At 36.7% G+C, this 12446-nt stretch carries 13 protein-coding genes; 9 read left to right on the top strand and 4 right to left on the bottom strand.

The window, feature by feature from the left end:
* Positions 1-39: 39 nt before the first annotated feature.
* The 3 genes from CJ191_RS03195 to CJ191_RS03185 form a co-directional block, all read right to left on the bottom strand.
* Complete coding sequence (locus CJ191_RS03195; protein WP_210382478.1) at positions 40-288, bottom strand: GlsB/YeaQ/YmgE family stress response membrane protein; 249 nt, start codon at positions 286-288, stop codon at positions 40-42.
* Between the two features lie 99 nt (positions 289-387).
* A complete protein-coding gene (locus tag CJ191_RS03190) occupies positions 388-1593 on the bottom strand; it encodes a toxic anion resistance protein (protein ID WP_070467949.1) in 1206 nt (401 codons plus the stop codon).
* Between the two features lie 12 nt (positions 1594-1605).
* Complete coding sequence (locus CJ191_RS03185; protein WP_070467948.1) at positions 1606-2241, bottom strand: 5-bromo-4-chloroindolyl phosphate hydrolysis family protein; 636 nt, start codon at positions 2239-2241, stop codon at positions 1606-1608.
* A gap of 240 nt (positions 2242-2481) precedes the next feature.
* On the opposite strand from CJ191_RS03185, the gene CJ191_RS03180 reads away from it, so the two are divergent.
* The 8 genes from CJ191_RS03180 to CJ191_RS03140 all read left to right on the top strand — a co-directional run bounded on the left by CJ191_RS03180 (position 2482) and on the right by CJ191_RS03140 (position 10451).
* Positions 2482-3024 (top strand): NUDIX hydrolase, encoded by a 543-nt coding sequence (locus CJ191_RS03180; protein WP_070467947.1) that lies wholly within the window; start codon positions 2482-2484, stop codon positions 3022-3024.
* A 12-nt stretch (positions 3025-3036) separates the two neighbouring features.
* Positions 3037-3774, top strand: a complete 738-nt coding sequence (locus CJ191_RS03175) for a hypothetical protein (protein ID WP_070467946.1) — start codon at positions 3037-3039, stop codon at positions 3772-3774.
* 27 nt (positions 3775-3801) lie between these two features.
* Positions 3802-4491: a 5'-methylthioadenosine/adenosylhomocysteine nucleosidase gene (locus CJ191_RS03170; protein WP_102198975.1), complete on the top strand. Its 690-nt coding sequence runs from the start codon at positions 3802-3804 to the stop codon at positions 4489-4491.
* Positions 4492-4713: 222 nt separating this feature from the next.
* The gene (rpsD, locus tag CJ191_RS03165; protein ID WP_070467944.1) at positions 4714-5325 is read left to right on the top strand and encodes a 30S ribosomal protein S4; all 612 of its coding nucleotides are present in this window, start codon (positions 4714-4716) and stop codon (positions 5323-5325) included.
* Between the two features lie 285 nt (positions 5326-5610).
* Entirely contained in the window at positions 5611-7326 is a 1716-nt protein-coding gene (locus tag CJ191_RS03160) for a septation ring formation regulator EzrA (RefSeq protein WP_102198974.1), read from the top strand.
* A gap of 158 nt (positions 7327-7484) precedes the next feature.
* On the top strand, positions 7485-8630 hold the full coding sequence (locus tag CJ191_RS03150) for a cysteine desulfurase family protein (protein WP_070468012.1): 1146 nt from the start codon (positions 7485-7487) through the stop codon (positions 8628-8630).
* 13 nt (positions 8631-8643) lie between these two features.
* Positions 8644-9861, top strand: a complete 1218-nt coding sequence (gene thiI / locus CJ191_RS03145; protein WP_070467942.1) for a tRNA uracil 4-sulfurtransferase ThiI — start codon at positions 8644-8646, stop codon at positions 9859-9861.
* A 95-nt stretch (positions 9862-9956) separates the two neighbouring features.
* Positions 9957-10451 (top strand): thiol peroxidase, encoded by a 495-nt coding sequence (locus tag CJ191_RS03140; RefSeq protein WP_070467941.1) that lies wholly within the window; start codon positions 9957-9959, stop codon positions 10449-10451.
* 108 nt (positions 10452-10559) lie between these two features.
* Here CJ191_RS03140 and CJ191_RS03135 read toward each other — a convergent pair whose 3' ends face one another.
* Positions 10560-10730: a MerR family transcriptional regulator gene (locus CJ191_RS03135; protein WP_083272757.1), complete on the bottom strand. Its 171-nt coding sequence runs from the start codon at positions 10728-10730 to the stop codon at positions 10560-10562.
* A 240-nt stretch (positions 10731-10970) separates the two neighbouring features.
* Here CJ191_RS03135 and gndA point away from each other — a divergent pair, with 240 nt between their 5' ends.
* Positions 10971-12404, top strand: a complete 1434-nt coding sequence (gene gndA, locus CJ191_RS03130) for an NADP-dependent phosphogluconate dehydrogenase (RefSeq protein WP_102198973.1) — start codon at positions 10971-10973, stop codon at positions 12402-12404.
* Positions 12405-12446 lie beyond the last annotated feature (42 nt).

The raw sequence follows: 12446 nt of genomic DNA, 5'->3' as shown, positions 1-12446 counted from the left end.
ACGAAATTGTTCAATGCCCTTTATTATTGAGTCGTTATACTAGTTTAAACGTTTTAAAATAAAGTTTAATATTAAAATTAATACGATAGATCCAATTAGTGAAGGGACAACTGCATATCCACCAATTACAGGACCAAAGTCTTGTAAGAAAGTAGAAGCTACCCATGAACCTAACATACCACAGATAATATTACCAATAATGCCTCCGGGAACATCTTTACCTAGGATAGCACCTGCACCCCAACCAATAAGTCCACCGACGATTAAAGACCATAACCAGCCCATAATAATTCCTCCATTTCATTTTGTTTAGGACCTCTTGTCCATGCATATATTATAACATATGATAGAAGACGGATGAAGTGATAACCCCTTAACTAGATAACATTATGATTTTTTTGAACTGCTATTTAATAAATGTTGTTTTAACTCACTTTCCATTTGTACCATTTCTCGTTCTGCTTGTAGTCTTTTTGCGCGACCTTCTTCTTGAATTTGCATAGTTTCTGTAATCGTATCAATCAATTTTTGTTGAGAGTGTTTCAAGGTATCAATGTCTACTACACCACGTTCAGATTGTCTAGCTGTTTCAAGAGAAGACTGTTTTAATAATTCAGCATTTTCTGTTAATAATTGATTAGTTGTATCTGTAACGGCAATTTGGGCATCCAATGCATCTTTTTGACGATACAGTGATAGTTGGATAGCAATTTGGTTTTTCCATAAAGGAATTGCCGTATAAATTGAAGATTGAATTTTCTCAGCTAAGTTTTGATTAGCATTTTGAATGAGACGGATTTGCGGAGCTTGTTGAATAGTAATTTCACGTGTTAGCTCTAAGTCGTAAATTCTTTTTTCTAGACGATTTATAAATTGCTCTAAATCAGCAATCTTTTGGATAGTCATTTGATCATGGTCACTTGTGATTTGGTTTTTTAGTGAGGGGAGTTCCTCTTGGCGTAAGCGATCTGCTTTGATTTGTGCGGCAGCAATGTATACATTTAAAGCTTCAAAGAACTCAAGGTTTTGTTGATAGAGACTTTCAAGTTGTAAATTATCATTTAATAAGCCATTCTTTTGACGGTTTAATTGACTAGCAATCTCATCAATTTGGTAACCTACTTTTTGATACTTGGCGTTCATTTCATATAATGAAGCTTTCTGTTTCTTAAACCAACGTTGGATTCGACTTTGATTTTGATTCGCTAACTGGCTAGGATCAGTATCATTTAACCGGGATAGCAACGCTCTTAGTTGTTCACCTACAACATCTAAATCTTGGTTTTGAACTTGAGCTATGATCTGATGTGAAAAGTCTCCGATTTCCTTTTGTGCCATGGCACCGTATGAAACGATTGATTGACTATCACTGGCATCAATTTTTTCAGATAAGGCTTTTGCTTGGTCTTGGCGGTCTTTTGATAGTTGTTGGTAAATAGTTTGTTCGATACTCGTTTCATCGTTAGTATTGGTGATATTTTTTAAGGGAGGGTTAGCTAAATTCGCATCTCGGAAGGGATTAGCAATCAGATCATCCACTGATTTAGATAAATGGGCTGTTTGACTGTATGATTGTTTTTTGTCTTCTGTCATTATAATTCTCCTTTATTTGGAATCTTGAATAAAATGTTCGAATGATTCTTGTGCTTGTTCAGCTAGATTAGCGATTTCTTCACGTAAGTTCGTCAATGCTTGGATTTTCTTTGGCGAGCGATGCATTTCTTGGTTAATATTAGTGTATTGCTTAAGGACATTCTCCAAATTAGGTAAAATTTGGTAAAGGAAGTCACTTGCCTGGCTTAAACGATAAGGCGCTAGGGTAATCGCTTGAAAATAGCTTTTTAATAGGATACTCATGTCATAGCGCTTAAACACCATATTTAAATGTGTATTATAATTTTCAAAGTTTAATATCGTTTCAATATGTGCTAAGCTTTCTGCCATTTCGGACCGAAAAAATTGAATTTCTTGATCAGTTAAATTAGCAGAATCATAAATTTGTTTCCTTGATTTGGGTATGCGTCCTAGTCTATATCTTCCATGGTAATCTTTACTAGCTGCTATATTTGAACAAAAGCTATTTTTAACAATAAATACTAAAAATGATAAAGCAATTATCCAGAAAGCGATTTGATAGTACGGAGCATCAAGTATTAGTAATAGTGTAAGCAAAGGTAAATTCATGGGCCAGTATAATGGATATTGGCCTAATTTGGCGATGTATCGAAGTGGGCGGTACATGTCTAGTCACTCCTTTTATGGTTTATATTCATTATAGGGGATATGCCTAAATGCAACATCGGCCTCTAGTCTTATTTAAAAACGCAAAGCTATTTATATACAATAGTAGGTAAATAATCGTAATGTCCTAAAAAGTAAATAAATCCCTAAAATTCCTCCTTCTTACCCATACTTTAGATAAAAATGCTAAAATATAAAGGGATATACGGGAAATATCAAACTCCAGAAAGGTTGACTAGGATGACATTTGGTGAAAAAACGATTCGTAAAGAGACGCTTTATGAAGGAAAAATTTTAAACTTAGAGAAGCACCAAGTTCTTTTACAAAATGGTGAGCTTGCTGCTCGAGAACTTATTTTCCATGGTCCAGCAGTAGGTATCTTTGCCTTGCGGGATGAACAAATTGTCTTAGTACGACAATTTCGAAAAGGGATAGAAGCTGTTAGTTTAGAGGTGCCTGCTGGTTTGGTAGATCCAGGTGAAGATTTATTATTAGCAGCTAAGCGGGAGTTTGCTGAAGAAACGGGTATGGCTGGTGAAAAATGGCAGGCCCTGGATGGTTTTTATGTAACACCAGGTTATAACGATGAATTTATTCAGATGTATATGTGCGAAGAAGTTCATGACTTACCAGAGCCGCCAGCACAAGACGATGATGAAAATATCGAATTAATATACTTAGATTATACTGCAGCAAAAGCAGCCATTGCCAAAGGTGAAATTACAGATATGAAGACAATTTACGCCATTCAATATTGGCAAATTATGAAATTACAAGGATAGTAGGTGACATATATGACGCCAGATGATGAACAGCAGTTAACACGTGCCCAGTATCGGGCCTTAAAAAATAAAAAAGACAAGGCTGATAAGACGGGCGGTGAAGTGACTGATGGTATTCAAGAAAGTAAACAACCATTAAATGTTAATCGGAACAATACTACGCGTGATGTACGCCACCTTAAGTCAGCGGCTTTTAACCGTAATGCAAGCGCAAGTGATAGAAAGGTATTTAAACGAGAAGAAGATCTGGATGCACCTAGAAAATTTTCAGCGGATATGTTAAACCAAGCGCTTTATGAAAAGGAAAGGCAGCAAACACAGTCAGTTAAACCAGCTTCCGTTGGGCGTGAAACGGTTGATCAAAGTCAGTGGTCGACCCCAGATGATCATGTAATAACGACTGCCAAATCAATGCAAGACCATTCAGACAAACACCCGGTTAAAGAAACGGCTACAAAGAAAGAGCGGCTTTCATTTAAAGAAAGATTATTTGGACCATCCGAAGAAATAGATGAAAAAACAAATGAAGAGATCAGTACTAAGACAAAATATCAAGAGAATGCTTACGTGACTGAGAAACCAATGGACGATGGGGTTAAAGACGGCGATATTTTAGTGTCTGTTGACCAGGAAGCAAAGAAAGAAAGACATTTCTTTGGGGCGACAAAAATTGACCGCTTCCTAAATATCACTATCGTTTTGTTAACAATAGGGGTAATCGTTTTAACGATTATCGCATTTTATGTGTAGATATTACGAATAAAGGAGACTGAGTAGATGAAAGTAGCAATTATTTGCCCAATGGAAGAAGAAATTGGTTACTATAAGGAACACCTTGGATTAACGACTAGTGAAGTTGTAGGGCCAACAGAAATTTGGACTGCTAGCTATGAGGGCCATGACTTAATTGTCGCACGGTGTGGTATAGGAAAGGTCAATGCAGCAATTGCGACAACTTTAGTTGCACAAAGGCAACCAGATTTAATCATTAATACAGGTTCAGCAGGTGCTGTTTCTCCCGACCGTCAAATAGGAGACATTATCATTGGAGAAGCTACGATGTACCATGATGCGGATGCACGTGCCTTTGGCTATGAATTAGGACAAGTACCTACGATGCCAGCTCGTTATAAGGCACCTGAAAACTTGATTCAAGGATTCCTAGATGCTTATCATGAAACAGAATTAACAGCAACGCCAGGGTTAATTTTAACTGGTGATCAATTTATTGCTGATGTAGATAAGGTGAGCAGCCTGTATCAAACTTTTAGAGGTGCGCAATGTGCCGAAATGGAAGGTGCAGCGGTTGCTCAGGTGGCAAATCAGTTTGGGATTGATTGTATCGTTATTCGAGCTATTTCAGACACAGCGCAACAAGACGCGAATGTTATCTTTGATGAATTTGTGGTAACGGCTGGACAGAATGCTGCGAAGGTCACTTTGAGCTACCTCAAACACCTAAATTAACTTCCTATTGACGGAATTTAAGAATAATGGTATGATGAAAGGCGTGTAAAATAATGCAGCAAAATTGAAGCAAGCTCGTCAACATTTCAACCACTGACTTTAGGCAGTAAGCCAAGTAGTCTGCGGCTGCAGAAGACGAAAACGCTAAGGTGAAATGCACGAATGCGGTCAATTTAAAAGGTTATTTTACTCCAAAATTTTATTTTTATGGAGGAATATATAATGTCTCGTTTTACAGGATCTAACTGGAAAGTTTCTCGTCGTTTAGGTATCTCAATTTCAGGTACTGGTAAAGAAATCGCTCGTCGCCCATATGCGCCAGGTGAACATGGTAATGGTCGTCGTGCTAAATTATCTGAATACGGCTTACAATTACAAGAAAAACAAAAATTACGTTTCATCTACGGTTTGAGTGAAAAACAATTTGCTAACTTATTCGTTCAAGCTGGTAAAATCAGAGAAGGTAAACATGGTGTTAACTTCATGATATTACTAGAACAACGTTTAGATAACATCGTTTACCGTTTAGGTTTAGCGACTACTCGCCGTCAAGCGCGTCAATTAGTCAATCACGGTCACATTACTGTAGACGGTAAGCGAGTTGATATCCCATCATTCCGCGTTCAACCAGGTCAAGTAATTGCTGTTCGTGAAAAATCTAAAGACATTAAAGTAATTAAAGAAGCAGTTGAAGGTTTATACGGTCATGTACCTTACGTACAATTCGACGCTGAAAAATTAGAAGGTTCTTTAATTCGTTTACCTCAACGTGACGAAATGAACCAAGAAATCGACGAATCTCTAGTCGTTGAATACTACAACAAATTAATCTAATTTTAGATGATTTGTTACTGAAAAGGGTCGGGACATTGTTCCGGCTTTTTTTATTTAAATAATGTAATTTCTGTCGTTAGATACTATATGAAAGCACTACCATAATTTTAAAAAGTTTAATGGTATTTTATGATAACAACATCTGAAATACAATATTCACACCTCTTATTTGAAGTATTATTTTAATATAACGCATATTTTTTTTACTTAAATTGTGATAATATAGGGATTAAATAACCCTTAAAAATTTTATGAAAATATCAACGGATAGAAGGAGGCGTGCGTGTGCCATTTTTAATAGCATTATTAATCTTAATTATCTTGGTATTACTTGGTTACGGACTCATTTATTACCTAGGACGTAAACAGACACAAGCCAATATTGAACTAGATGAGCAAAAGCAAGAGATTATGTCTACACCGGTAGCGGACAAGCTATATACATTACGCAACAAGAATGTATCAGGAGCAACGCGTAGAGTTTATGAGAGTGAGCAAGCCAAATGGCAAACAATCACTCGTTTTCGTTTGCCAGAGATTGAGGCAGCGTTAGTATCTGCCCAAGATTATACGGATAAATATAATATCGTTAAAGCGAGAAGTGTAGCTGATGAAGTAGAAACCATTCTTGAAGAAACAAAAAATGAAGTGAGTGGTATTAATGACCGATTAACTGAAATACTAGCTAGTGAGAAAGCATCGGAAGACAAACACGAAGAAACATATGACCGTTATGCTGCTTTACGGAAGCAATTATTAGCACATGGTTATAAATTTGGCGATGCACTAGAAACCTTGGAGCACCATTTAGCTTATATTGAGCTTGATTTTACGAAATACCACCAACAAATGAATGACGGGGATTTCTTAGGTGCACAAGAAGTACTTGTACAAATTGATGCCGACTTGAATGAGCTGGAACAAATGATGGAAAAAATTCCAGATCTATATACTAAGTTAAATGAAGAGTATGTGGAACAAGTTGCTGATATGAAACAAGGTTTTGCGCATATGGAAGAGGAGCATTTCCAATTTCCTATTGATGTGGACATACCTAAAGAAATTTCCAATTCTGAAAAGAAAGTCGTAGAAGCTAAAAGAGCTGTTTCAGATGCAGATTTAACACAAGCTTCTGAATTAATGGAAGCAGCAGGCGTACAGATTGATCACACATATACTTTAATGGAGAAAGAGATCGCTTCTAGAGAGTATATTGGAAAAAATCAAGGAGCTGTGCAACGTCGCTTGGAGCAAGTTACACAAAGCAACCGCTATGGGGCTTTAGAAATTGATCGTGTATCTCAAAACTATTTGTTATATGATAATGAAATGGGCAAAATGCAAGAGTATGCTGATCAAATAGAAAGACAAAAAGAGCTACTAAAAACAACGGATGATCAATTAGCTGAACATCAAATTGCCTATTCAGACATGGAAGCACGTTATCGAGAAATCTATGATCAATTAACAGAAATTGATAAAGGGCAGTCAGCAATCGTTGTTGCTTTAGCTAACCTACGTCAAAGAGAACGTGATGCGCGTGATGATTTATACATGTTTGAATTGGATTTACGTAATATTAAGCGTTCAGTAGAGATTCACCATTTGCCAGGTTTAACAGATGATTACTTAGATTATTTCTTTGATACAAGTGATCGCATTGATCATTTATCAGAATTGCTAAACCGTGTCAAATTAGATATGTTAGAGATTGAAAACCTTACTGATCAAATTGCAAAAGGTATTGAGTACTTAGATGATGAAACTGAAAAGCAAGTACGTGCTGCACAATTAACTGAAAATGCTATTCAATACGCGAATCGTTTCCGCCCACAACATCCAGAGTTGAATGAGGTAATTGAACGGACCTATTACCTTTTTGATAAAGAATTTTTATATGAGGATGCTTTTGAAAATATCGCCCAAGCAGTTGATCTCATTCAACCAGGCGCTAGACAAGAAATCATTCAACAATATGATCAAGAAAATCAAGTACGATAATTTTTTTATAGGGACCGAGATATATGCTCGGTCTCTTTGTTTTTGATTGGTTTGTCTAAGAAATAAAGACTTTAATTCAGTTACTTGCATTTTGCGATATATGCCTATAATATGTTAAGAGTTGAAAAGGGAAAAAGGAAGGAACGACCATGGCAGAAATGATTTATTTTGATAATAGCGCAACTACTAAAATTGCGCCGGAAGCATTACAAACGATGATACAAGTCATGCAGAATTATTATGGTAATCCATCTAGTTTGCATAAGTTGGGAAATGAATCAGCTAAACTATTAAATTCTGCACGAAAACAAGTTGCCGACTTACTTGGAGCACAGTCGCAAGAAATATTCTTTACCTCTGGTGGCACAGAATCGAATAATTGGGCCATCAAAGGAACAGCTATGGAAAAAGCTAAATATCATGGCAAACATATTATTGTTTCTGGTGTTGAACATCCATCTGTCCGAAATACGATGGAAGCATTGCACCAAGATGGCTTTGATATTACTTATCTACCAGTTGACAAATCAGGAAAAGTCCATGTTGAAGATGTAGCGGCAGCTATTCAAGAGAATACGATACTTGTATCTGTAATGGCTGTAAATAACGAAATTGGTACGATCCAACCTATCACTGAAATTGGTGATTTATTAGAAAAATATCCAACTATCCATTTCCACGTTGACGGTGTTCAAAGTGTGGGCACTTTCGAAAAACCACTTATTCATAAACGAGTGGATTTGATGAGTTTTTCTGCCCATAAATTTAATGGACCTCGTGGTATCGGCATTTTATATAAAAAACAAAATCGTGTAATCAGTCATCTATTGGATGGCGGGGGTCAAGAGATGGGCCAACGATCAACAACAGAAAACTTAGCGGGGATTGTAGCAACAGCAAAAGCACTTCGAATGGCTTTAACCGAAGCGAAAGCAGTAAAAACAAAAGAAAATGCAATGCAAGAAAAATTACGTACCTTTTTAGCGCAACACACAGATCTTGTACAAGTTTTTAGTCCAGGAGATGCAGCGCCACATGTATTATGCTTTGCATTAAAAGGTGTTAGAGGGGAAGTAATGGTTCATGCTTTAGAAGATGAAGATATTATCGTCTCTACAACTAGTGCTTGTTCAAGCCGAGCTGTGAATAATACTTCATCAACCTTAGGTGCGATGAAGGTTGATCCAGTTTGGGCTAAACAAGCTATTCGTGTAAGTTTTGGTAAGGAAAACACTATGGCAGAAGTAGATCGCTTTATTGAAGTTTATAGTCAACTAATGAAGAAATTTGAACGTATTCAATAATCTAGGAGGTAGTATGAAAGAATTAATCATGATTCGCTATGGTGAATTATCAACTAAAGGGAAAAACAAGCGAAATTTTGTGTCGACGCTAGCGAAGAATATCCGTGAAGCTTTAAGTGAGTATCCAGACATTAAGATCAATCAACAACATGACTTTATGTTCATGGAGTTAAATGGTGCGCCTCAGGAAGAAGTTTTATCTGGTTTGGAGAAAGTCTTTGGTATACAAAGTTTTTCACCAGCTATTGAATTAGCGCGTGATTTTGATTTATTAAAAGAAGCTGCCATAAAATTAGTGAAAGCAGAAATCGCTAAAAATGGCGTGCAATCTTTTAAAGTGGCGACCTCTCGTTCAGACCACAATTATTCAATGGATACAAACGATGTGAATCAAGCATTAGGTGGTTTTTTAGCAGAAGAATTTCCTGAATTAAAAGTCCAAATGAAGAAACCTGATTTAACTATTCGAGTAAAGGTACGCGAAAATGATTTCTTGGTTTCATCTGAGTGGATTAATGGAGCAGGCGGATTACCAGTAGGGACATCAGCGAATGCTGTTTTGATGCTTTCTGGCGGCATTGATTCACCGGTTGCTGGTTATTTAGCTATGAAACGTGGTATTAGAATTACAGCCGTCCACTTTGCTTCACCTCCCTATACAAGTCCACAAGCTCTAAATAAAGCTAAAGATTTAACTGAAAAATTAACTAAATTTGGCGGTTGGATCAATTTTGTAGAAGTACCATTTACGGAAACCCAGGAAGCCATTAAAGAGCATGTGAACCCAGCTTATTTAATGACCATTACCCGCCGGATGATGATGCGGATTTCAGATGAATTGCGTAAACAATACAATGGCTTAGCGATTATAAACGGTGAATCGATTGGCCAAGTGGCGTCACAAACATTAGAATCAATGTTTGCTATCAATGAGGTGACGAGCACACCCGTGATTCGTCCGGTTGTATCTATGGATAAGCTAGAAATCATTGATATTTCACAAAAAATCGATACCTTTGATTTATCTATTCAACCATTTGAAGACTGCTGTACTGTCTTTGCACCACCATCACCTAAAACCAAGCCAAAATTAGATGATATTGCCTACTACGAAGCGAAATTAGATATCGAAGGTTTGGTACAACGGGCTGTTGAAGGAGCTATGGGAGAGAAAATTATGCCTGGTTCACGCAGCAAGGAAGATTCGGAAGCCTTCAGTGACTTATTATAATGTAAGAGCTAACCCTTTTGAATTGAGTTCTTATTAAAGTTATTGTTATACTATTGATAGACTGAAGCTAATCAATCAAAGGAGGAATTAACATTATGGCAACTGTTACATTTAAAGGCGAAGTTGTAGAATTAGAAGGTACTCCGGTAGAAGTAAACCAAGTGGCACCTGATTTTGAGGTGAATGAAGTAAATGGTGGCAAAGTAAGTAAAGCAGACTTTGCTGGCAAAGTACTTTTATTATCCGTTGTACCAGATATTGACTCATCTGTATGTTCTATCCAATCAAATCGCATCAGCGACTATGCTAAACAAGCTGGTGAGGGCGTAGAAGTTGCAACAATATCTATGAATACTGACGAATCTTTATCTAACTGGAAAGCTGAAAATGATTCAGACATGCGTATGTTAAACGATGCAGCAGCATTCGGTAAAGACTACGGTATTTTCTTACCAGAATTAGGCAAGTTAGCACGGGCAATGTTCGTTATTGATAGTGAAGGTAAAGTTGTTTATAAAGAAATTGTAAACGAGGTAACAAACGAACCTGACTATGAAAGTGCTATTCAAGCAGTTGACGGTTTAGCATAAAAAGAATCATATCTTAGTCGGTTACAATTATCACTAGTGAAATGATCATAATAAATAAAAAGGGTCTACGATGCTATGTTGTAGACCCTTTATTTTTATTCAAATGATTTATAAACCAAAGTAGCTATATAGTGCAAAGCCTAAAGATAAAACGACTGATGATAACAGAAGGATTAACATTATCCAAGTAAAGATTTTACCCGTTTTCTTATCTTTTTTATCGTACATTTTATCGAAGCCACGTTTTTCTGGTTGATGTTTCTTTTGACCTTTACGCATATTAAAACTCCTCATTTTTATTCTCAATTATTATAACACAAAAATATACGCCTTTCTTCTGGTATCCTATCAATGTTTTTTTTCAAGATAGTGGTATAATGAGAGATGAATTATGAATAATCGCTAAAAATAAGCGTGAAATTTACTATGATTATGATGAGATACTTTTAAATTATGAGATTATTTGATACTATATGAGAAGGTTTTATCATCAAGTTGTTACCTTAAGGAGGAAAATAAATGACTGAAGCACATATTGGTGTTGTCGGAATGGCCGTAATGGGCAAGAACTTAGCATTGAATATTGAAAGCCGTGGCTATACGGTTGCTGTATTTAACCGTACTACTAGCAAAGCAAAAGCTGTTGTTGATGAAAATCCAGATAAAAACTTAGTTTTTGCTGAGACTATGGAAGCGTTTGTGAACTCATTAGAAAAACCTCGTCGTATCTTATTAATGGTACAAGCAGGTAAAGCAACAGATGCAACAATCAGTCAATTGATGCCATTATTAGACAAAGATGATGTGATTATTGACGGAGGAAATACATTCTTCCAAGATACCATTCGTCGTTCTAATGAAATTGACGGTTCTGGTATCCACTTCATTGGTATGGGTGTTTCTGGTGGTGAAGAGGGTGCTCTTAAAGGACCTAGCTTAATGCCAGGAGGCCCTAAAGAAGCATATGATATTGTGGAACCAATCTTGAAGCAAATCGCTGCTAAAGCACCTAGTGATGGCGAGCCATGTGTAACTTACATTGGTCCTAATGGCGCTGGTCATTATGTAAAAATGGTTCACAATGGTATCGAATATGGTGATATGCAATTAATCGCTGAAACATATGATTTATTACGTCGTCATTTAGACTTACCTGTGACAGAAATTGCTGATTATTTTGCAGAGTGGAATACTGGTGAATTGGACAGTTTCCTAATTGAAATTACTGCAGATATTTTAACTAAACATGATCCAAAAACAGGTAAACCAATGGTTGATGTGATCTTAGATCGAGCTGGTAATAAAGGTACAGGTAAATGGACTTCTCAATCTGCACTTGATGTTGGTGTGCCATTACAAACAATTACTGAGTCAGTTTACGCGCGTTACATTTCAGCATTGAAAGACCAACGTGTACGTGCTTCTAAAGTATTAGCTGGTCCAGAAAACACAACATTTGAAGGTAGCAAGGAAGACTTCGTTGAAAAAATCCGTAAAGCGCTATACTTCTCTAAAATTATGTCTTACGCTCAAGGTTTCTACCAATACCGTACAGCGTCAGAGGAATATGATTGGAACTTGAACTATAAGGAAATCGCAGCAATTTTCCGTGCTGGATGTATTATACGAGCAGGTTTCCTAGAGAAAATTATGGATGCTTACGAAAATAATGCTGACTTAGAAAATATTTTACTAGACGAATACTTCATGGATATCGCAAAAGATTACCAACAAGCAACTCGTGAAGTAGCAGCTGAAGCAATTAAATCAGGAATTCCAGTTCCTGGATTTACATCAGCACTATCATACTATGATAGCTACCGTTCAGAAACTTTGCCAGCAAATATTATTCAAGCGCAACGTGATTATTTTGGAGCACATACCTATGAGCGTGTTGATGCTGAAGGTTCTTACCACTTATTATGGGATAAAGAAGAACAAATTGATGCTTAATTTTGGGTTTGCCCATGAATTTGTGCAGGAAATAGGGTGAAA

The sequence above is a fragment of the Aerococcus viridans genome, assembly GCF_002871935.1.
Lineage (GTDB): Bacteria > Bacillota > Bacilli > Lactobacillales > Aerococcaceae > Aerococcus > Aerococcus viridans_B.
This window is presented reverse-complemented; position numbering and strand designations above follow the sequence as displayed.